The following is a 21,958-nucleotide window of genomic DNA, read 5'->3' on the forward strand; positions in this document are numbered from 1 at the left end:
CTCCCCGTTAGGCCAGGTTGATCAGGATATTGCCGACCGCATCGACCTTACCGACGCAACCGGTTTCGATGAGCGTGGTCGAGTCCATCTCGATCACGACGGCCGGGCCAGGAATGACGTCGCCCTGCTTAAGCCTGGCGCGGTCGTAGATGACCGCCGCGTGCAGCTTGCCGCCCATCCACAGCTCGTGGTCGCGTAGCTTGGCCTCGATCGGGTCGCCGTTGCCGACCGGCAGCTGGGCTGCCGGCAGGTCCAGGGCCGCACCCATGGCCACCGCGCGCAGGTTCACCAGCTCGTGCGGGGTATCCATGTTGAACGTGAACAGGCGCTTGTGCTCGGCGTCGAAGCGGTCGGTGACGCCCTTCAGACCGTCCGCGAGCAGCGTCGCTTCGTCGATAGACAGCGGCACTTCGAAGGCCTGGCCCTCATAGCGGACGTCGATCTCAAACTGGCTCACCAGCTGGGCTTCCGGCACGCCGTCGGCCAGCAGTTCTCCGCGGGTCTGGGCGGCCATCTCGGCCAGGATGCCGATGACATCTTCCTGCGAAGTGTCCTCGACACGCTTGGAGAACGAACGGGCCGTCTCCGTGCGCATGCGGGTGGTGGCGTCGCCCAGGGCGCACAGCACACCGGGCGACACCGGCGAGATCGCCGGCCAGCTGCCCATCAGGCGCGCCACGGCGTTGACATGCAGGGGACCAGCGCCGCCGAAGCCCATCACAGCGAAGTCGCGAGGGTCGTAGCCCTGCTGCACCGAGATCATGCGCAGCGCGCCGAACATGTTCTCGTTGACGATGTCGATGATGCCGCGAGCGGCTTCGAACAGGCCGATGCCTAGCGAGTCGGCGATGGTCTGAACGGCCTTCTTGGCGCCGTCGCGATCCAGCTTGAACGTGCCGCCCAGCAGGGCCTCGGGCAGGTAGCCCAGCACGACGTTGGCGTCGGTCACGGTCGGCAGCTCGCCGCCCTTCCCGTAGGCGACAGGACCGGGTACGGCGCCGGCCGACTGCGGCCCCACGCGCAGGGCCTTGGTCAGTTCGGGGACATAGGCGATCGAGCCGCCGCCGGCGCCGACCGTCTTCACGTCCAGGGCCGAGGCGCGCACCGACAGGTGACCGACCTCCGTGGTGCGCACGCGGCGCGCCTCCAGGTTCTCGATCAGAGCCACGTCGGTCGAGGTGCCGCCGACGTCCAGGGTCAGGATGTTCTTGATGCCGGCATTCTTGCCGACCCACAGGGCACCCGTGACGCCGCCGGCGGGACCCGACATCAGCAGGGCCACGGGGTGCTCCTCCGACTTCTCCGACGACATCAGGCCGCCGTCCGAGCGAAGGAGCGACAGCTTGCCGGCCATGCCCGCCGTACGCAGCTTGCCGCGCAGGTTGCTGACATAACGGCTGACGATCGGACGCACGGCGGCGTTCGCCACGGTGGTCAGGGTGCGCTCGTATTCCTGCATTTCCGGCAGGACCTCATGGCTCAGCGAGACGGGCGCGCCGGGCAGGATCTCGGCCACTAGCTCGCCGATGCGCTTTTCGTGCGCGCCGTTCAGATAGGCGTTCATCAGCGAGACAGTGACCGCCTCAACGCCCTGGGCCTTCAGCTTCTCGAGAGCCACGCGGACCTCAGCCTCGTCCAGCGGGGCGATCTCATGGCCCTGGGCGTCCATGCGGCCGCCGACCTCGAAGGTGTCCAGCAGAGCGGCCAGCGGCGTGGGCTTGGGCCACACTATCCAGCCGGCCAGGCCGCCGGGCACGAAGCTGCGAGCGATCTGCATGATCTGGCGATATCCCTGGGTGACGACCAGGCCAACCCGTGCGCCCTTGCCTTCCAGCACTGCGTTGGTGGCCACGGTCGTACCGTGCAGGAACACCTCGACGTCCGACGGCTTGATGCCGGCCTTGTCGCAGATGGCCTCGACGCCGCTCAGGATGCCGACCGAGCTGTCGGCCGGCGTGGACGGTGTCTTGTGGCGCCAAAACGCGCCCGTCTTCTCTTCGAGCAGCAGCAGGTCCGTGAACGTACCGCCGACATCGACACCCAACCTGTAGGTCATACTCGGACCACTCCAGCAAAGTCATGGCGCGCGGACGGCACGCGCCGCGCGATCTTGGTCGCTAGAAAGGTCCGCCTCCCGGGGCAGGACAACGGGGGAACTGGAGTTATCCACCCAGCGGAATAACCGGCCCGCCGTCGCCGCCAGACGAGCAGAATGAATGCGAAAACGCCCGCGTCCTGGCGGGAACGCGGGCGCTTCGGAGATCAGATCCCGAGTATGCCGGGCGCCAGCCGCCGGTCTGGATCTAGCGTCGCCTTCAGGCTGCGCAGCAGCGCCAGTGGCTCGGGCTTCAGCGCCGCGCCGAACGGATAGGCCCGGCCCAACTGGAAGAACACCGCGCCATGCCGATCGAAGAGGTCGATCAGCTCGCCCTTAAACCGATGGACATAGGCGCGCGCCTCCAGGTTTTCCGGATGGCGCGGCAGGCTGGCCAGGTAGTCCGGCGGGACATGGGCCTCGTGATACGGGGTGATGGCGTCGGGCCAGTACAGCGCCAACTCGTACAGCAGCCCGCCCGCCCCAACGGTCGAGAACATCTCGCCCGTCCAGACGCCTAGCCGTTTCATCTCGGCCTCGCGCTCGGCGAAAAAGGCGCGCAAGGCGGCGTGGACCGCCTTGACCCTGGAGTGTGGGACGATGCCGTGGACCGGGACCCAGCGCTCGCCGGCCGGACCCAGTACGTTGTAGAACGGCGCGAACGGCATGCCGCGCACCACCGCCGGCACGGTGGCCGGGATCTCGCGGCCCAGGGGCGAGCAGATCTGGCGGATACGATGCAGCCGCGCCTTGACCTCGGCGTCGTCCACACCCTCGACGATGTAGTGGGCCATGTAGGCCGAGCTAGCGATCGCCTTGCGCGCGCTGACCGCGGCTAGGACCAGCTGGCTCAGCCCCGCGCTGAGCGAGGGCGACGATTTCAGGATCGACCACGCCATCTGCAGCGACGCGCCGGCGCGGTCCTGGCGCGCGATCTGGCCTTGGGACAGCGCCGCATCGAGGAAGAGGCTGGTGTCCTCCAACCGCTCGGCCGCGACCGCGCGCATGGCGTCGTGCAGGCTGGCGAAGTCGGCGAAGGCGAACGAGACCGGGCGGTGGGCCGGCCGAGCTTTCTGCAGCGGCAGGGTGATCCGCGCCTTGACGCCGAACGCGCCGCAGTCGCCTGTGAACAAACCCGTCAGGTCGGGACCGTAGTTTCGCGAAAACGGCGACCCCGCCCCCTGCCCCGCATCCACGGCCGAGCCCGTGCTGAGCAGGTCGCCGGCGGCGGTGACCACGTCCATCGACAGGACCGAGGCGGCCGAGATGCCATAGGCGCCCGAACCGTGGCTGATGGCGTTCTGCGACATCGCCCCGCCGACCGTCGACACCAGGCCGGAGAACGGTCCCCAGAACGGCGTGCGCAGACCCTTGGCGTCGAGCGCGGCCTTCAAGGCGGCCCAGGTGGTTCCGGCCTCGACCGTGACATAGGCGTCGGTCTCGTTGATCTCGACGATGCGGTCCAGGCGGCCAAGGTCGACCAGCAGTTGGCCGTCGTCGGACGGGGTGTAGCCATCGGTGTAGGAAGCCCCACCGCCACGGGTGTTCAGCACCACGCCGGCCTGGGCGGCGGCCCGGATGATCGCCTGCAGCTCGCCGACCGTCCCCGGACGCACGACAGCCATCGGTTCGGCCTGGCGGCGATAGACGTCGGTGGCGAACGGTGCGGCGGCTTGGCCGGACAGGACATTGGCGGCCCCGACCACGTCCTGGAGCCGCCCGATCAGCGACTGCGCGGTCAGCGTGCTCATCCGACGGCGATGGCCTGGATCGTCGCGGCGTAGCCGTCCGGGGTTTCCTGCGCGGCGGCCTCGACGGCTTCCTTGCGCATCAGGTAGAACAGCCGCGTTAGGAAGGCCTGACGGCGGGCCTCGCGCGCCTCCAGCGCCTCCTGGTCAAGCTTCAGGGTCCTAATGCCCTCGGCCAGATCCAGGCCCTTGTCCTTGGCCGCCCGCTCCAGGGAATCGACATGGTCGTTCAGCACCGAGACCTCCTCGGCCAGGACCATGATCATCGACATCATCTGGTCCAGCGCCGGGGTCTCGTAGAACGCCGGACGCTTGCCCTGGGCGTTACGGATCATCTTGTCGGTCATCTTCGTACTCGGTTATTCGCAGCGTCGGGTATTCGGCGTCTTCGGGTCTCAGAGCTTCTGGGCGATCAGCACTTCCCAGCCGCCGCCGGGCGCGAATTCGCCCGCAGTGAACTCGCGGTCATTGACGGCCTCGGCCGCCTCCTGGCTGTAGCCCTCGGCCGCGGCGGCGAACTCCATCACCGCCATGGGCGCGGTGTCGAAGCGGATCGTCTCGGCCGGGAAGCCGGCGTCCTTGGCTAGCTGGACCTGGTCCAGCTCGCGCATCGCGCCCCAGAAGGGCTCGTTGTTGTAGTAGGTCTCGTTGTCCAGGATGAACTGGGTGAACGGGTCCATCAGGTCGAACGGCGGCAGGTCGGCGTGGATCATGAATCCGTCCTGCGCCAGCACCCTGTGGCACTCTTTGAAGATCTTCGGCATGGCCTTGCCAGACGTTTCGTGCAGCAGGATGTGGCTGACCACCAGGTCGAAATGGCCGTCCGGGAAGTCGATCGCCTCGGCATTGCCCTGCACGAAGTTGACGTCGAAGCCCATGGCTCCGGCGCGGGCGTGGCCATAGCGGACCTGGGCCTCGGCGACGTCCATGGCCCAGACCTCGGCGTCCGGGAAGAGCTCCTTGTACGGCAGGGTCGAGTGGCCGACCGTGCAGCCCAGATCGAGGATCCGCTTGGGCGAGAAGCCGTTCAGGCGGCGCTTGACGTAGTTGCAGACCGACCGGCCCATGTCGTCGTTGTCGGGACCGGTGTAGCCCATGGCGTACAGGAACACGCCGCGATCGTAGAGCACGCCCAGGCCAATCGAGTCGCCGTCAGCGCGGCCGGCATAACCGCCCGGCATGCAGTGGATATCAAGCGCGCTGACGTAGCGCGGCACCTGGAAGTCGGCCGGGATCACCAGTTCGCCGGCGTTCTTGGCCGAGTAGGCTTCGGCCTTGGCCTTCAGGTCCGGCAGCTGAGCGTCGATGCAGTCGATCACCGAATCCCACAGCAGCTCCTGGCTGATGCGATTCACGGCGGCGTAGTGCTGGAAATAGGGGTCTGGGACCATCGCCTTACGGATGTCGTGGCGATCGGCCGGGGCCCGCCCGGTCTCGGCCTCGAACTTCTTGGCGGCGCGGGCGCGGTACATCGGACCGAGGCCCGGCAGGATGCCCCCCTGGATGAACTGTTTGAGACTCTTGGTGAATTCCTGGCGCGAGGCCTCGTCCGGCGTCGCCGTGGGCAGCATGCCGTGATGCGCCTGCTGGAAGGTGTTCAGCATGTGTGGTCTGCGCTCCGTCGCCAAGGCCCGTGCTCCGGAGACTGGACAGGGGACCGATACGAACAACGACTATGTCTCGACTATCCACTAGGCGAGCGGTGAGGCAAGGCTGCGCGACAGCTTTGAGTGGGCGCCGAATCTAAAAGCGGCCTTCGACGCATCGACTCGCGCCACTAAGGCCAAGCTTGCGCCGTATTCGCGCTGCGAACATTGCACGGGCGGCGGCATACGCGCCGCGCCCGCTTGTCCAAAGCTCGGTGCCGCAGTTTTGAGAGGATCGCCCGCGTGACGACGACCGCCCCGTTTCAGCCCCAGCCCCAGCCGTTCGGCGGTCACCGTCCCGCGCCGGCCACGCTGGCCTTCCTGGACGAGCGCCACGGCCTGCTGATCGACGGCGACTGGGTGGATAGCCAGCAGGGAGAGCGGATCGAGACGATCGATCCGGCCACGGGTCTTGTCCTGACCTCCGTCGCAGCCGGCGGCGCCGCGGACATCGAATTGGCGGTCGCCGCCGCACGGCGCGCCTTCGAAGGCGCCTGGGGCCGCACCACCAACGCCGAGCGCTCCCGCCTGCTGAACCGCCTAGCCCAGCTGATCGCACGCGACGCGGGCCTGTTCTTCGAGCTGGAAATCCTGGATAACGGCATGCCCGGCGCGCTGTCGCGCATGATCGTCGACGGCGCCGTGGACCTGATCGACTACTACGCCGGCGCCGCCCGTCGCATCGAGGGGACCACCACGGCCCCGCCCGAACACTTGGCCGGCTTCGGCGGCGAGGCGCTGACCTACACGACCCGCGAAGCGGTGGGCGTGGTGGGCCAGATCGTGCCCTGGAACGTGCCGCTGTCGATGGCGTGCCTGAAACTGGCGCCTGCCATGGCCGCCGGCTGCACAGTCGTGCTCAAGCCCGCCGAGGAGACGCCGTTGTCGGCGCTGCACCTGGGCAAGCTGATCCTGGAAGCCGGCTTCCCGGCCGGCGTGGTCAATATCGTTAACGGCCTGGGCGAGATCGCCGGCGCGGCCCTGGTCGCCCATCCCGACGTCGACAAGATCGCCTTCACCGGCTCGACCGAGGTCGGCCGCCTGATCGTGCGCGAAGCGGCAAACACCATGAAGAAGGTGTCGCTGGAACTGGGCGGCAAATCGCCGGTCGTGGTCTTCGCCGACGCCGACTTGGATCTGGCCGGCCCGGGCGTCGCCATGGCGACCTTCTTCCTGCAGGGCCAGAACTGTATGGCCGGCACGCGCATCTTCGTGCACGAGAAGATCCACGACGCCCTGGTCGAGCGCGTTACGGCCTTCGCCGCCGCGATGAAGGTCGGCCACGGCCTGGACCCGTCCAATCAATTCGGTCCGCTGATCTCGGTCGCCCACCGCGCCCGCGTGTTGGCGCGCATCGAGGAGGCTAAGGCCTCGGGCGCCGAACTTGTTCTAGGCGGCGCGCCGCTGGACGGCCCCGGCCTGTTCGTGCCGCCGACCATCTTCACGCGCACGCGCCCCGACATGAAGGTCTGGCGCGAGGAGATCTTCGGGCCAGTGATGTCCATCCAGACCTTCGGCGACGAAGATCTGGACGGCCTGGCCAGGCGCGTCAACGACAGTCCCTTTGGCCTGTCGGGCAGCGTCTGGACTCGCGACCTGTCGACCGCCCACAAGATGGCCGCCCGCATCCGATCGGGCCATGTCTCGATAAACTGCCACGGCGCCGTGGCCTCGAACATCCCGTTCGGCGGCTACAAGGAGTCGGGTTGGGGCCGCGAGTTTGGCCGCGAGGGCTTGGACCTCTATCTCGAAACTAAGGCCGTCACGGCCCGTCTCTGACCCTTTCCTCACGCACGGAGATCCTGCGTTGACCGCGATTCTTGAAGCCGTCCGCCCCGCCAGCGCCCGGGCTCAGGCCCTGCTGGATTCCCCGCAGGCCTTCGGCCTGCTGATCGACGGTCAGTGGGTGCAGGCCAAGGCCGGCACCACCCTGCCGACGCTGGACCCTGCCACCGGCCAGGTGCTGGCCAACATCGCCGACGCCGGCCCCGAGGACGTCGACGCCGCCGTGGCCGCCGCCCGGCGCGCCTTCGACGGCTGGGCCAACACCGTTCCGGCCCAGCGCGCCGCCATCCTGTGGCGCATCGCCGACGTACTCGAGGCGAATATCGACGAGTTGGCCGAGCTCGAGACCCTGGACCAGGGCAAAGCGCTGTACGTCGGCCGCTGGGCCGAGATCCCCGGCGCCATCGCCCAGTTCCGCTTCTACGCGGGCCAGGCCATGGCGATCGAGGGCCGCACAATCACGACCTCGATCACCTATCAGCCGCAGGGCAAGGAGATCTCGGCCTGGACCCTGCGCGAGCCGGTCGGGGTAGTGGCCGCCATCGTGCCGTGGAACTCACCACTGGTCCTGACCGCCATGAAGCTGGCTCCGGCCCTGGCCGCCGGCTGCACCGTGGTGCTCAAGCCCGCCGAGGACACCTCGCTAACCGCGCTTCGCCTGGGCGAGTTGATGCTGGAAGCCGGTCTGCCGCCGGGCGTGTTGAACATCTTAACCGGCCGCGGCGCGACCTGCGGCTCTGTCCTGGCCGCGCACAAGGACGTCGACAAGGTGGCCTTCACCGGCTCGACCGCCACGGGCCGTGCGATTCTCGACGCCTCGAAGGGCAATCTCAAGCGCGTGACCCTGGAGCTGGGCGGCAAGTCGCCGGTCATCGTCCTGAGCGACGCCGACCTCGACCTGGCGATCCCCGGCGTGGCCAACGCCATCTTCTTCAACGGCGGCCAAGTCTGCATCGCCGGCTCGCGCGCCTACGTCCACAGTTCGATCTACGACAAGGTCTTAGAAGGCCTAGTCGCCCAGGCCAGCGGTATCCAGCTAGGCCACGGCCTGAATCCAGGCACCCACATGGGCCCGCTGGTCTCACTGAAGCAGGCCGAGCGCGTCGAAGGCTTCGTGCAGCGCGCGCGCGCCGACGGAGCCTCGGTCATGGCCGGCGGCGAGCGCCTGGGCGCCTATGGCACCTTCATGGCCCCGACCGTCGTCGCCCAGGTCAAACCGTCGTCGGAAATCGTCCGCGAGGAGGTGTTCGGCCCAGTGCTGGCCGTGCAGCGCTTCGACGACGTCGACGACGTGATCGCCCAGGCCAACGATAGCGACTACGGCCTGGCCTCCAGCCTATGGACCAGTTCGCTGTCGAGCGCCCATCGCCTATCGCGCCGCATCCAGGCCGGCACGGTATGGATCAACAGCCACGCGATGTACGACGCCAGCCTGCCAATCGGCGGAGTCAAGCAGTCGGGCTACGGCCGCGATAGCGGCCTGGCGGCGCTGGACAACTATCTGGAATGGAAGACGGTCTGCGCGGTCGTCTGATCGCGCCTTCCCTCTCGTTCGTACAAGAAGACGGCCAAGCTCCTCGCGGAGCTTGGCCGTCTTGGTTTGGGCCCGCGCCCAGGCCTTAGTGTTTCGTTGGCTCCAGGTCGGCCGGCGTCAGCTTGTAGGCCCGGATCACGAGCAGGCTCAGCAGCACGAACACCGCCGGAACCAGCGAGTAGTTGACCAGAATGCCGCGCAGGGCCGAAGCCCCCTGAGCCACCGCCCCCCCGTGCGAGGCGTGGAAGCCCGCCGCGGACAGCACGACCCCGCCCAGGAACGGGCCAAGGGCGTAAGCCAACTTCTCCGAGGCGGAGAACATGCCGGTCAAGGCGCCCTCGCTGGAGCGGCCGTTGCGCACCCGATCATAGACCACCGCGTCGGTCAGCATCGACTGGACCATCAGGAAGAAACCGGCGTTCAGGACACCGATCAGAGGCGCGCGCACCAGCGCCAGGCCCTGCTCGGCTGTCAGGTCGCCGGCTATCGGCAGATGCATGACAATCGGGCCACCGGGCTCGGCCAGGAACCAGGTGAAGGTCAGCAACGCCCAGACGAAGGCCGACACGGTAAAGGTCTGGCGCTTGCCGATCTTGCGCGACAGCCACACCCAGAACGGCTGGCTCGCCACCGAACCGACGCTCATCAGCAGGATGAACGGGATCAGAAGGGTGACATTGCCCAGCACGAACAGGAACATCAGGGCCACGGCGCCATAGCTGGCGGCCTGGCCGACACTCTGGATGAAGAAGGCCGCCAACAGGGCGCGGAACGGCGGGTTGGACCAGGCGGTGGCCATCTGGGCCAGGAACGGCTGGGGCTCACCGCTGACCGGGGCGACGATGCGGCGGGCGACCACAACGGGGGCCAGCATCGAGATCAGGCAGAGCACCGCGAACAGGCCGCCCATGGTCGTCCAGCCCTTTGCGCCGCCACCGGCCCAGCCGATCAGGGGCTGGGCGAAGCCGACGCCGGCGATGACGCCGACCATGGTGAACACCACGCGCCAGGCCAGGATCTTGGTCCGCTCGTGGGTGTCGGTGGTCATCTCCGAGGCCAAGGCCATGTACGGCACCAGATAGGCGCTGAAGGCCGTCGAGGTCAGGGTATAGATCAGCGACACCCAGACAGCCGTCTTGATCTCGCTGTCCAGCGTGACCGGCAGGAACAGGATGAAGAAGCCCACGGCCGTCAGCGGTCCGCCGACCAGCAGGAACGGGGCCCGGCCCCAACTCGCCTTCTTGCGATCCGAGAGCGAGCCCACCAGCGGGTCGCACAGGATGATCCACAGCTTGGGGATCAGGATCGCCAACCCAGCCAGCCAAGGCGAGACGCCCAGCATGGTGGTCATGAACAGCGGCAACAGAACGGTCGGGCTGTCGCGGACGATCTGCGCGCCGGTCTGGCCGAAGCCATAGAGCAACATGCGGCCCAGCGGCGTCGAGGTATGCGAAGAGGTCACGCCAGTCTCCCTAAAGGACGAAAACGGAGTCGCGCCCAGGAGTCAAAACTCCCGAGCGCGAAGAAAAAGGCCAAGCCAAGGTCGCCGCCGAAGCGACGACTCAGGTGCTGATCAATACTGATAGCGGACGCGCACGCTCCATTTGGCGGGATCGACCGCCTGACACCAGTTGGCGACGCCTGCGATGAAGACCGCGCAGGAGATGTAGTACTTCTCGTTATTCACGTTCTTGCCCTCCAGCCCGACCGACCAATGCTCGTCTGGAGAGGTCAGGGTCAAGGACGCGTTGGCTTGGCCGACACCGTCGATCAGACCGATCGCGCCGTTCGTCGCCTCCGAGTACCAACGGCTGCGATAGGCGTAGTCGCCGGCCAGCGTCAGCGTCCAGCCGTCGAACGCGGCCGGCTCCACCTTCCACGAACCGCCCAATTGCGCCTGCCATTTCGAGATCAGCGGCAGATGGGTCGCGCCGGCCTGCGCCGCGGAGGTATTGGCGCCCAGCTCGTCGTACTGCGCATCGGTATAGGCGAGGTTGGCGAACAGATTGACGCCCCGCGCCGGCGTGACGGCGAACTCGGCCTCGACGCCCGAGATCGTCGCCTTGGCGGCGTTCTCCGTGATGTTGGAGCCGGCCCGCAGCGCGCTCTGCTGCAGGTCGCTGACCTTCTGGGTGTAGGCGGCCAGGTTCAGCTTGGCTCGGCGATCCCAGAACTCGGTCTTGGCCCCGGCCTCGTAGGACCAGTTGTATTCGGGATTATACGGTGCGCCATACTGAGCAGGGTTGGCGATCAGAAGGCCGTTGAAGCTGCCGGAGCGATAGCCGCGCGAGATCGTCGCGTACAGCATCACGTCGTCGGAGGCCTGGTACTGCACGCCGACCTTCGGCGTCGCCACCTTCACATTCTGACTGGTGTTGACCCGCGCCAGGGCCAGCGGGAAGACGAAGCCGTTCTGGATCGAGCCCGTGAAGCTCTTGTCGTCCTGGCCGTAGCGCAGGCCAGCGGTCAGGCTGAGGTCATCGGTCAGCTTGTAATCGGCCTGGCCATAGAGCGCGTAGCTCTTGCTGTCGATCGACATCGAGGTCGGCAGCAGGGCGAACGCCGTCGGCCCGGACAGACCGGGCCCGAAGACATCGTTCAGCACCTGCTTGGCGTCTTCCTGGAAGTAGAAGGCGCCGACAATCCAGTTCAGGCGATCGGTCTCGCCCTGCGCCTGGAATTCCTGGGTGAATTGCTGGGACGTCGCGTTGGTGCGGCGTAGGAAGCCCGCCAGCGGCGTGGTCGGCGCGAACAGAAACGCCCCGCCTGTGAAGTCTAGCGTCCAGTCGTCGTCCAGCGCGTTGTAGGCGGTGATCGACTTCACCTTGAAGGCGCCGAAATCGTAGCCGACATGCGCCGACACCGAACCGCGCTTGTTGTCGCCGTTGCCGTCGACCGGGCTGAAATGCGCGCCGTAGCCGCCCCCCGCCAGTTCCTTGCCGCTGTCGTCCACCGGCGTGAAGTGCTGGCCGTCGGAGCCGGTGGTCTCGTAGGTCGCCGAGAGTTTGACCTCCCACGGTCCCGCGCCAATCAGGCCCAGGGCGCCATGGACGCCCCAGTTATAGCTGTTGCCGATCCGCGCGCCGGTGACACTGTGCTTCTGCCAGCCGCCCTGCGAGCCGTACATGGCCGAGAAGGCGCCGGCCCAGTGTTCCGAGATCGGCCCGCCGGCAGTGATCTTGGCCTGTTCCTTCTTGTAGCTGCCGACGGCGCCTTCGGCCGTGAACCAGGTCTTGCCGTTGGGTTGGCGCGTGACGAACTTCACCGCGCCGGTCATCGAGTTGCGGCCGTACAGAGTGCCTTGGGGGCCGCGCAGAACCTCGATCCGCTCGATGTCGGCGAGGCTGAAGTTCGCCGCCGAGAGACGCGACTGATAGACGTCATCGACATAGAGGCCGACCGGCGACTCAGAGGTCACGATCCCGCCGGTCAGATCCTGGGCACCCCGCAGGGCGATGGCCAGGGCCGAAGGCGAAGCTGTCACCTGCTTGATAAACAGGCTGGGCACCGCCCGCGACAGGTTCTCGACTTGGGCGATCTGTTGCTGAGCCAGCTGTTCGGCGCCGAGCGCGCTGACGGCCACGGGCGTCTTCTGGAGGGTCTGCTCGCGCCGCTGAGCGGTGATGACCAGATCCGGCAGCGCCCAGGCCTCTTCCGCCTTGGCGTCCGCGCCCGGAGCGGCCTTTGGAGCTTCCTGCGCCCAGGCGGCCGAAGCACAAAGAGCAAACGCGGATGCAATGGGAATTACGCGACGCATGGGAGTTCTCCAGCGCGATCGATGAATGATCGCGGCACTCTTCGCGACGGTGAGACGACCGTGTGACAGTCACTAAGGGCTATCCGATAGGCGATAAGCCAAGCCGTAGGACGGGCCCCAAAGCCCTCGCCGAACCGGGTTTTCCGGCGCTGCTGGGCGCCTCGCGTCAATATGGTGCGCTATGCTTCCAGACCCACTCGCCAGCCGGATAGACGGCGCCGATCTCTTGATATTTCTCAATGGCTAGATCGCCGACGGGCAGCTCACCCAGGAGATGTCCGCGCCCTCGGCGGCGCCCGCTCCGCGAGAGACGGATCGAAATTTTATCCACCAGGCGGATAGTCGTGAGCTGGTGTTTCAGGCGCCGGCGCCGATGTCTTGCACAAGTCCGGCCAAATGATCACGGTGTGGATAAGAAGCGGCCAAAAGGCCGCCACGCGGACATAGGCTCGCGGACATCATTTAGGAGGTGACGCATGGAACGTGGTGTTCCCATTCGTTCGATCAGCCGTTGCATGCAGGTGATCCAGGCGATCAACCGCCATGGCTCCCTGTCGCTGATGGAGATCGCTCAAGCGGCCAAGGTGCCATATCCAACGGCCTGTCGGATCGTTCAGACCTTGCTGTACGAGGGCTTCATCGAGCGCGAGCCCGACCGCAAGCGCTACCGGCCTACGGTGCTGGTGCTGTCCCTCGCCAATGGCTTTCAGGTCCATGACCGGCTGATCCAGGCGTCGCGGCGCTACATCGTCGAGTTGACCTACAAGCATAACTGGCCCCTGTCGGTGGTCACGCGGGTCGGCCAATCGATGGTGGTTCGCGACTCCACCCACGCCCTGACCTCCCGAACCTTTTCGAACTACTATCCGGGTTTCACCCTGCCGATCCTGGAGTGCGCTTCGGGTCGCGCCTACATCGCTCACGCCACGCCGGACGAACGCGAGACGGTCCTAGCCGGCGTGCGCACCCTGCCAGGCTCGACCGATCCCCACACCCTGACGCTGTTCGAGAGCGACGTGGTCATCAACGAGATCCGTCACGACGGCTACGCTACCAAAGGGCGAAACTTCCACAACGCCACGCCCGGCCGTACGGCCTCGATCGCCGTGCCGCTGTTCGACGAGGACCAGCTGATCGGGGCCCTCACCATGGTGTTCTTCGCCTCAGCCATGAAGATGACTGAAGCCGTCGAGCGCTATGTGCCCGACATGAAGATGGCGGCCGAGCGCATCGGTTTGGACCTCGCCTCGGGCATGCACCGCATCGCCGCCTGAAGGTGACACTTGAGACGAGAAAAGCCCCGGACGATCGTCCGGGGCTTTTGCTTTACGGCCAACCGTCAAGTCAACGGATCTGGCCGGGGATGTGGCTTTCGTGGTTCTGCAGGTACCAATCGGCGATCTCTTCGCGCGTGGCCCACCATACACCCGGCAGCGACTGGGCATGGGCGATGAACTCGCGCAGAGCGCGGATGCGATGGGCGCGACCCGAGACGTGCGGGTGCAGGCCGACATTCATGATCCGCGCGGTCTTGGCCCCTTCGGCGTACAGCACGTCCAGTTCCTCGATCAGCGCATCGCGGAACTGGTCGGTCGTGTAGTTCTTGCGGGTCACAAAGGTGAAGTCATTGATTTCGTTAGAATAGGGCACCGAAACGATCGGCCCCTTGTCGGTGCGGATCATGAACGGCTGGTCGTCGTTCATGATGTCGCAGTAGAATTTGCAGCCGTACTCGGCCAGCAGCGCCGGCGTGTTCAGCGTGCCTCGCAGGCTGGACGATAGCCAACCGGCCGACTTGCGTCCGACGTACTTCTCGAACTGGTCCAGGGTCCGCAGGACCACCTCGCGCTCCTTGTTGGGATCCTTGGCGAAGTTGGTCAGAAGCTCGCCCTGCTCCCAGTTGTGGGCGATTAGCTCCCAGCCGCGCTCCAACACCGCATCCGTCATCGCCTTGCGGCGTTCGAAGGTCACCGCGTTGGTGGTGCATGAAGCCTTGGCGCCCATCTCGTCGAACAGGTCGAGCAGCCGCCAGATGCCGACCCGCTGGCCGTATTCGCGCCAGGTGAAGTTCGGATAGTCGGGGGTGTCGCCCGGCAGCACGTCAGGCAGGATCGCCGGACCGCCCGCGTAGTAGGGCTTGTCCGTCGGCTTGGTCAGGTCCCAGGTCTCGAGGTTGAACGTCAGGACCAGGGCCACACGCGCGTCGTTGGGCCAGGTCAGACGACCACGCTGCGGAAGCGGTACGTAATCATATTCCATGTTTTCGACTTCCCCGAACGGGCGCGCGCCCGCGATTTAAACCTACGCTCGAAAGACGTGGCCGGCCTCTAGTGGTCCAGAAGCAGCGAGCCGAAACCGTCGATCTGGTCCTTGATCCCAGAACTGCGCAGCGCATACCAGTAGGTGGCGGTGTTGATGGCGATCACCGGCTTCTCCAGCCAGAACTCAGCCATCGCCGCGACCTTCGCAAAGGCCAGGTTGGTGCCGCATTGGACAACCGCGTCGGCGCCTTGCGACACTTCCTCGGCCGCGCGCTTCAGCGTCAGCGGCGTTTCGTGGGCGATCTGCATCGGCGAGGGCGACTTTAGGCCCTTCACGGCCGTGACCTCGTAGCCCATGTCCTCGAAGAACTTCTTCACCTGGGCGTCCGCCACCGGCGTGTAGGGCGTGACAATCCCGATCTTCTTGATGCCGCCATAGGCCTTCAGCGCCTCATCCACGGCGACCGAACCCATATAGACCGGACGCCCGCCGACGCGCTCGCGCACATTGGCCATCATGCGCTCTGCCCCGTCGGCGCCGTCCCAGAACGTCTCGGCGGACATGCCCAGGATCACGGCGCCCGGATCCATGCTCATCGAAACGTCGACCGCGTCCATGGTGCCCGCGCGGATGTTGTTGAGCATCACCATGAAGCTCTCGTCGTCGGTGACCTTGGTGTCCGGGATGATGATCCGCGAGAAGTGGTTGGTCACCCCGCGCGGACGCATGTCGTCATACTCGGGCTGCACGCTGGTGTTGGTCGACGGCGCGATCACAGCGAACTTCATCCGCCATCCCAGAGAGTCGGTCATTTCTCCACTCCTTCCGTGGTGAGGTCGGCCGTGGCCGGCGCTGGATAGCTAGCGATTGCGGGCCGGTGCGCAGCGCTCGCCCTGATGCATGACCGCCCTGCGATCAGACCCCCAAATCCTCTGCCCCCGCCGCGTTCGCCACGGTCTTTTAGGATCCTGAACATGGCTGGGAGCAGGGTCTTGAGCGCCTACATCGTCGCGACTGTCGATATCACCGACGGCGAACGCTTCGCCCTCTACGCCAAGGGGATCGCGGGGCTGGCCGAAAGGTTTGGCGGCGAGTCGGTGGTCAAGGGCGCGGTCAGCGAAGTGCTCGAAGGCGACGTCGCGGTCGGCCAGCGCGTAGTCGTCACCCGCTTCCCGACCGTCGAGGACGCCAAGGCCTACATCGCCAGTCCCGAATACGTCACGGCCTGCGCGCACCGCCAAGGCGCCGCGACCGTCGCCATCCGCCTGCTGAGCGCCTGACCGCAAAGCCCCGCGAATTTCCGAAGAGCGATTATTCTATGAAGCGGACCAAGATCCTTGTTGTCGGCGCTGGCCCTGTCGGTGTGATCGCAGCCTATCGTCTGGCGCAGGCCGGCATTGATGTGGCGTTGATGGAGGCCGACTCCTATCCCCGTGAGGATATGCGCGCCTCCACCCTGCATCCACCGACCCTGGCCATGCTGGACGAACTGGGCGTTCTGGCCCCGCTGGAGGCCCAGGGCCTGCGGGCGCCGATCTATCACTACCGCAACCGCAAGACCGGCAACACGCTGGCCTTCGACATGGGCGAGCTCAGCGACCTGACGCCCTATCCGTACCGACTGCAGTGCGAACAGTTCAAGATCACCCGGCTGCTGACAAAGCTGATCGCCGAAAGCCCGCACGGCCAGATGCTGTTCCAGCGTCGCCTGCTCGGCTTCGAGCAGGACGCCGAAGGGGTGACGGCCCGCTTCGAGGCGCCGTTCGAGATCGAGACCTGGCGCGCCGATTATCTGATCGGCGCCGACGGGGCCAATTCGATCGTCCGCAAGTGGCTGGACATCCCGTTCGAGGGCTTCACCTACCCTGAGAAGTTCCTGACGCTGTCGACCGAATACCCGTTGGAGCGGCACATTCCCGACCTGGCCACGGTCAACTACGTGGCGGATCCGGAGGAGTGGTGCGTGCTGCTGAAGGTGCCGCAGTTCTGGCGCGTGCTGGTGCCGGTCACCGACGACCGCAGCGACGAGGACATCGTCAGCGACGCCAACAAGACCGCAGTCTTCTCGCGCCTGGTCGGTCCCGAGATCGCCGCGACGCTTCAGACTCAGCACCGCACGATCTACCGCGTCCACCAGCGCGTGGCTGAACGCTATCGCGACGGGCGGGTGATGCTGGCCGGCGACGCGGCCCACCTGAACAATCCCCTTGGCGGCTTCGGCATGAATTCGGGCGTACACGACGCCTGGAACCTGTGTAGCAAACTGATCGAAATCTGCCGGGGCGGCCCAGAGGTCGACGCCGACGCCCTGCTGGACCGCTACGAGCGCCAGCGCCGCACGGTGATGATGGAGTTCGTCCAAGCCCAGACGATCAAGAACAAGCAGGCCATGGAATCCTCCTCCGGCGACGTGACCGCCATGGAGCAGGAACTGGCGGGTCTGCTGAACGACGACGAAGGCCGTCGCATCTACCTCAAGCGTCAGGCCATGCTGTCGAGCCTCGAGCGCGAGGCAGCGATCCCATGAGCCGAGGCCAGACGCCCGGCTCGTCGGCCGACGAGCCGGCGAGGCCGCTCCCCACGACCCTCTACGACAAGCTCTGGGCCAGCCACGCGGTCGCGGAGGCCGAGGACGGCCAGACACTGGTCTATGTCGACCGCCACCTGCTGCACGAAGTCAGCACGCCCCAGTCGTTCGAGACCCTGCGCCGCACGGGCTCCAGCGTCTGGCGGCCCGAGGCCAATCTCGCGGTCGTCGATCACGCGGTGCCGACCAGCCCTCGCACCGGCGGCCCGATCGCCGATCCCCAGGCCCGCGCCCAGGTCGCCCTGCTGGAGCGCAACTGCGCCGAGTTCGGCATCGAATTCCTGCCGTTGGAGAGCGACCGCCAGGGCATCGTCCACGTGATCGGCCCCGAACAGGGCTTCACCCTGCCAGGCATGAGCCTCGTCTGCGGCGACAGCCACACCGCCACCCATGGCGCCTTCGGGGCGCTAGCCTTCGGCATCGGCGCCACCGAGTGCGGCGTGGTCATGGCCACCCAGACCCTGTGGCAGACCAAGGCCAGGACTCTCCGTATCACCTTCACTGGTCAACGCCCCGCGCACCTGGGCGCCAAGGACATGGCCCTGGCCCTAATCGCCCGCATCGGAACCGGCGGCGGCGGCGGCTACGCCATCGAATATGCTGGCGAGGCCGTCCGTGCCCTGTCGATGGAGGGCCGCATGACGCTCTGCAACCTGACTATCGAGGCCGGGGCCCGCGTCGGCCTGATCGCTCCCGACGAGACGACCTTCAGCTACCTGGAAGGCCGCCCGCGTGCGCCGCAGGGCGCCAACTGGGACGCGGCCGTCGCCTATTGGAAGACGCTGGCCGGCGATCCGGACGCCCGCTTCGACCGCGAAATCGAGATCGACCTGACCCAACTGGCCCCGCAGGTCAGCTATGGCACCAGCCCCGACCAGACCCTGCCGATCGATGGCGAGATCCCCGATCCGAAGACCCTGCCCGAGGGCACGGCGCGCGACACCCTGGCCAGCGCCCTGGCCTATATGGGCCTGACGCCGGGTCAGCGCCTGACGGATCTGGCCATCGACACCGTGTTCATCGGCAGTTGCACCAACAGCCGCATAGAAGACCTGCGCGCCGCCGCGAATGTCGCCTTGCGCGGCAAGGCCGCCGCGGGCGTCCGCGCGCTGGTCGTACCCGGCTCGACGGCCGTCAAACGGCAGGCCGAGGCAGAGGGCTTGGACCAGGTGTTCATGAACGCCGGCTTCGAGTGGCGCGAGTCGGGATGCTCGCTGTGCGTGGCCATGAACGACGACCGCCTAGTCGCCGGCGCCCGCTGCGCCTCGACCAGCAACCGTAATTTCGAGGGCCGCCAGGGCGCGGGCGCGCGCACCCATCTTGTCGGCCCCGCCATGGCCGCCGCCGCCGCCCTGCACGGCCGGCTGTTCGACATCCGGAAGCTCTGACCATGGAAAAGCTTGAAGTCGTTTCGGGGCCGGCCGCCCGACTCTCTCTGGCCAATGTGGACACAGACGTCATCTATCCGGCCCGCTTCCTGCTGATCACCGACCGGGGCGGCCTGGGCAAGCTGGCCTTCCACGACAAGCACGGTGCGCCCGACTACGACGCCGCCCTAGCCGCCCTGGAGGCCGGTGCCCCGATCCTGGTGGCAGGCGAGAACTTCGGCTGCGGCTCCAGCCGCGAGCACGCCGTGTGGGCCCTCAAGGAGGCCGGCGTGCGCGTGGTGATCGCGCCCAGCTTCGGCGAGATCTTCCTGTCCAACTGCGCCAAGAACGGCGTACTGGCCATCCGCCTCGCGCCCGCCGACATCGCCAGCTTGGCCGATGCGCCCACTCTGACCGTCGACCTGCGGGCCCTGACGGCCACGCGCCCCGATGGCATAGTGGTCACCTTCGAGGTTCCGCCAGCCACCCGCGAGGCCCTGCTGAACGGCTGGGACGACATCGCCCGCATCCGCGCGCTGCATGGGCAAGACATAGAGACCTTCGAAGCCCGTCGGCGCGCCGCCGAGCCGTGGCTTTTCAGTGCTGGAGACCGAGCATGAGCCGAAACGACGTCCTCAAGATCAAGCTGGCCGCGGGCAAGTTCTTCGTCGTGCCGGGCGTGCACGACATGATCGCCGCCGTGATGGCCGACCGCGTCGGCTTCGACGTCGTCTACGGCACCGGCTACTGGCTCACCGCCTCGTCAATGGGCCTCCCGGACGCCGGCATCGCCAGTTACACTCAGATGCTGGACCGCATGGCCACAGTGGCTCGCACCAGCAAGGCGGCCCTGATCGCCGACGCCGACACCGGCTATGGCGGCCTGCTGAACGTCCACCACACCGTCAAGGGCTACGAGGCGGCAGGCGTCAGCGCCATCCAGCTGGAAGACCAGGAATTCCCCAAGAAGTGCGGTCACACGCCCTTCAAGCGCCTGATCTCGCAACAGGACATGGCCGACAAGATCCGCGTCGCCAAGGACGCCAGCGAGGGGATGCTGGTCGTGGCCCGCACCGACGCGCGCCAGTCTGAAGGCCTGGACGGCACGCTGCGCCGCCTGGAAGCCTATGCCGAGGCCGGTGCCGACATCCTGTTCCCCGAGGCCCTGACCACCGAAGAAGAGATGCGCAAGGCCTGCGAGACCTTCGACAAGCCGGTCATGGCCAACATGGCCAATGGCGGCCTGACCCCGATGCTGAAGGGCGACGTGCTGGCCGACATCGGCTACGCCTTCGCCATCTATCCGTCGCTGACCAGCTTGATCGCCGCCTCGGCCATCGAACAGGCCCTGATCAAGCTGCGCGACGAGGGCGATGGCGAACCGGCCGACATGCCGATGTTCAATTTCAAGACGTTCTGCGAAATGATCGGTTTCGAGGACGTCTGGGAATTCGAGAAGAAGTGGGGCAAGGGCCAATGAGCCGACAGATCCGGGCCCTCGTCCTCGACGCCTGCGGTTGCTGCCCCCGCCCCTATCGGGAGTCCGCGCCGCTGCGGGTGGCGCAGCTGACGCTGGACGATCCCCAGCCCGGGGAACTGCTGATCCGCATCGACGCCGCCGGCCTGTGCCATAGCGATCTGTCGGTCGTGAACGGCGACCGTCCGCGCCCGATGCCGATGGCCCTAGGACACGAGGCCACGGGCATCGTCGAGGCCTTGGGCTCGGAAGACGACCTGGTGTTCAAGGTCGGTGACCGCGTGGTCATGGCCTTCCTGCCCGCCTGCGGCGAGTGCGAGGACTGCGTGGCCGGCGAGAGCTATCTTTGCGGCCCTGGCTCCAAGGCCAATGGCGAGGGCCGGATGCTGCGCGGCGGCTCGCGTCTTCGCGAAGGCGACACGCCGATCAAGCATCACCTGGGCGTCTCCGGCTTTGCCGACTACGCCGTGGTCGACCGCCGCTCGGCCGTGAAGATCGACGACGACGTCCCGGCCGAGATCGCCGCCCTGTTCGGCTGCGCGGTGCTGACCGGCGTCGGCGCGGTGATGAACAGCGCCAAGGTCCAGCCCGGCGAAAGCGTCGTGGTCTACGGCCTGGGCGGCGTCGGCCTGTCGGCCCTGCTCGGCGCGGTGGCCAGCGGCGCCAGCCCAGTTGTCGCCATCGACCCGATCCCGGCCAAGCGCGAACTGGCTTTGAAGCTGGGCGCAGCCGCGGCCTTCGCCCCGGCCGAGGCCGAGGCGGGGATCAAGTCGGTGCTGCCGCGCGGCGCGGACGTGGTCATCGAGACCGCCGGCAAGGCCGTCGTGCTGCAGGCGGCCTATGCCGCCGGCCGACGCGGCGCCCGCATCGTCACGGTCGGCCTGCCCAACCATAACGACATGCTGACCCTGCCCGCCGTATCACTGGTGGCCGAGGGCAAGACCCTGATCGGCAGCTACATGGGCTCGGCCGTGCCGGCCCGCGACATTCCCAAGTACATCCGCCTGTGGAAGGCCGGCCGCCTCCCAGTCGAGCATCTGCTGACCTCGCAAAGCCCGCTGGCCGACGTCAACGCCCTGCTCGACGCGCTGGAGGACGGCCAAGCCATCCGCCAGATCCTGCTGCCGCAAGAAGCCTGATCCCTAGATGGCCCAGCCGCCCTCTTCTGCCCTGATCCGCGCCACCCTGTTCGTCGAGTATCTGGCCCGGTCGGCGACCTTCTACGGGGCGCTGGGCCTGACGGAGACCTACTACCAGGGGCTGCTGGAGGATGCGTCCGCCAGCATCCTGCTCGGCTTCGACCGCCACTGGCCCTATCCGGTGCGGATCGTGAAGACGGCAGGTCCCTGCTTCGGCATGGTGGGCCTGTTCCAGCTGGACCCGCGTCACGACGCCGAGACCCTGCCGACGCCCACCGGTCCCGCCCGCCGCGGCGAGGTCGCCCTGATCTTCTACACACCCGACCTAGAGGCGACCGTCGCCCGACTGAAAGTGGCCGGCGCAACCTGGATCGGCCCGGTCCACGTTTTCCACGCCCCCCAGGGCCGTGCACAGCCGGAGATCTGCCTGCGTGATCCCGACGGTGTGCTGATCAACCTGGTCCAGCGCAATCCCGCCGACCAGAACCTGCTGACCGAGCCCCTATCCGCTTAGCGGTGACGACGGCCCGCCATTGGCCGCACGGCAGCCTTGCCCGCTAA

At 67.0% G+C, this 21,958-nt stretch carries 18 protein-coding genes; 10 read left to right on the top strand and 8 right to left on the bottom strand.

Translation table 11 applies throughout. From position 1 onward, the window contains the following. Positions 1-7: 7 nt before the first annotated feature. From ACW18B_RS15335 to ACW18B_RS15350, 4 genes are all read right to left on the bottom strand, one after another. Positions 8-2,056: a hydantoinase/oxoprolinase family protein gene (locus ACW18B_RS15335; RefSeq protein WP_492047888.1), complete on the bottom strand. Its 2,049-nt coding sequence runs from the start codon at positions 2,054-2,056 to the stop codon at positions 8-10. A 206-nt stretch (positions 2,057-2,262) separates the two neighbouring features. Beyond that, positions 2,263-3,846: an FAD-binding oxidoreductase gene (locus ACW18B_RS15340; RefSeq protein WP_492047889.1), complete on the bottom strand. Its 1,584-nt coding sequence runs from the start codon at positions 3,844-3,846 to the stop codon at positions 2,263-2,265. Then, positions 3,843-4,190, bottom strand: a complete 348-nt coding sequence (locus tag ACW18B_RS15345) for a hypothetical protein (RefSeq protein ID WP_492047890.1) — start codon at positions 4,188-4,190, stop codon at positions 3,843-3,845. The genes ACW18B_RS15340 and ACW18B_RS15345 overlap by 4 nt, the downstream gene beginning before the upstream one ends. Positions 4,191-4,238: 48 nt before the next feature. Further along, entirely contained in the window at positions 4,239-5,447 is a 1,209-nt protein-coding gene (locus ACW18B_RS15350) for a class I SAM-dependent methyltransferase (RefSeq protein ID WP_492047891.1), read from the bottom strand. A 285-nt stretch (positions 5,448-5,732) separates the two neighbouring features. Here ACW18B_RS15350 and ACW18B_RS15355 point away from each other — a divergent pair, with 285 nt between their 5' ends. Next, on the top strand, positions 5,733-7,268 hold the full coding sequence (locus ACW18B_RS15355; protein WP_492047892.1) for an aldehyde dehydrogenase family protein: 1,536 nt from the start codon (positions 5,733-5,735) through the stop codon (positions 7,266-7,268). 28 nt (positions 7,269-7,296) lie between these two features. Then, positions 7,297-8,808 (top strand): aldehyde dehydrogenase family protein, encoded by a 1,512-nt coding sequence (locus ACW18B_RS15360; RefSeq protein ID WP_492047893.1) that lies wholly within the window; start codon positions 7,297-7,299, stop codon positions 8,806-8,808. 85 nt (positions 8,809-8,893) lie between these two features. Here ACW18B_RS15360 and ACW18B_RS15365 read toward each other — a convergent pair whose 3' ends face one another. Beyond that, on the bottom strand, positions 8,894-10,270 hold the full coding sequence (locus tag ACW18B_RS15365) for an MFS transporter (RefSeq protein WP_492047894.1): 1,377 nt from the start codon (positions 10,268-10,270) through the stop codon (positions 8,894-8,896). 111 nt (positions 10,271-10,381) lie between these two features. Continuing rightward, positions 10,382-12,565: a TonB-dependent receptor gene (locus ACW18B_RS15370; protein WP_492047895.1), complete on the bottom strand. Its 2,184-nt coding sequence runs from the start codon at positions 12,563-12,565 to the stop codon at positions 10,382-10,384. Between the two features lie 476 nt (positions 12,566-13,041). Between ACW18B_RS15370 and ACW18B_RS15375 the strand changes: the two genes are divergently transcribed. Next, positions 13,042-13,839 carry an IclR family transcriptional regulator domain-containing protein gene (locus tag ACW18B_RS15375; RefSeq protein WP_492047896.1) on the top strand — a complete coding sequence of 266 codons (798 nt, stop codon included), beginning with the start codon at positions 13,042-13,044 and terminating at the stop codon, positions 13,837-13,839. Between the two features lie 70 nt (positions 13,840-13,909). Here the strand turns inward: ACW18B_RS15375 and ACW18B_RS15380 are convergent, their stop codons facing one another. Continuing rightward, positions 13,910-14,824 carry a polysaccharide deacetylase family protein gene (locus ACW18B_RS15380; RefSeq protein ID WP_492047897.1) on the bottom strand — a complete coding sequence of 305 codons (915 nt, stop codon included), beginning with the start codon at positions 14,822-14,824 and terminating at the stop codon, positions 13,910-13,912. 68 nt (positions 14,825-14,892) lie between these two features. Further along, positions 14,893-15,639: a maleate cis-trans isomerase family protein gene (locus tag ACW18B_RS15385; RefSeq protein ID WP_492047898.1), complete on the bottom strand. Its 747-nt coding sequence runs from the start codon at positions 15,637-15,639 to the stop codon at positions 14,893-14,895. 180 nt (positions 15,640-15,819) lie between these two features. Here ACW18B_RS15385 and ACW18B_RS15390 point away from each other — a divergent pair, with 180 nt between their 5' ends. From ACW18B_RS15390 to ACW18B_RS15420, 7 genes are read left to right on the top strand one after another with little or no spacing between them, the layout of a single operon-like run. After that, positions 15,820-16,107, top strand: coding sequence for a DUF1330 domain-containing protein (locus ACW18B_RS15390; protein WP_492047899.1), 288 nt, complete (start codon positions 15,820-15,822; stop codon positions 16,105-16,107). A 38-nt stretch (positions 16,108-16,145) separates the two neighbouring features. Then, positions 16,146-17,354 (top strand): FAD-dependent oxidoreductase, encoded by a 1,209-nt coding sequence (locus ACW18B_RS15395; RefSeq protein WP_492047900.1) that lies wholly within the window; start codon positions 16,146-16,148, stop codon positions 17,352-17,354. After that, a complete protein-coding gene (gene leuC / locus ACW18B_RS15400; protein WP_492047901.1) occupies positions 17,351-18,802 on the top strand; it encodes a 3-isopropylmalate dehydratase large subunit in 1,452 nt (483 codons plus the stop codon). The genes ACW18B_RS15395 and leuC overlap by 4 nt, the downstream gene beginning before the upstream one ends. 2 nt (positions 18,803-18,804) lie before the next feature. Further along, on the top strand, positions 18,805-19,401 hold the full coding sequence (gene leuD, locus ACW18B_RS15405; protein WP_492047902.1) for a 3-isopropylmalate dehydratase small subunit: 597 nt from the start codon (positions 18,805-18,807) through the stop codon (positions 19,399-19,401). Further along, positions 19,398-20,261, top strand: a complete 864-nt coding sequence (locus ACW18B_RS15410; RefSeq protein WP_492047903.1) for an isocitrate lyase/PEP mutase family protein — start codon at positions 19,398-19,400, stop codon at positions 20,259-20,261. The genes leuD and ACW18B_RS15410 overlap by 4 nt, the downstream gene beginning before the upstream one ends. Then, positions 20,258-21,397, top strand: coding sequence for an alcohol dehydrogenase catalytic domain-containing protein (locus ACW18B_RS15415; protein WP_492047904.1), 1,140 nt, complete (start codon positions 20,258-20,260; stop codon positions 21,395-21,397). Before ACW18B_RS15410 ends, ACW18B_RS15415 begins: the two co-directional genes overlap by 4 nt. Before the next feature lie 7 nt (positions 21,398-21,404). Beyond that, on the top strand, positions 21,405-21,911 hold the full coding sequence (locus tag ACW18B_RS15420) for a VOC family protein (RefSeq protein ID WP_492047905.1): 507 nt from the start codon (positions 21,405-21,407) through the stop codon (positions 21,909-21,911). Positions 21,912-21,958 lie beyond the last annotated feature (47 nt).

This window comes from Caulobacter sp. FV2ps19 (genome assembly GCF_058681035.1).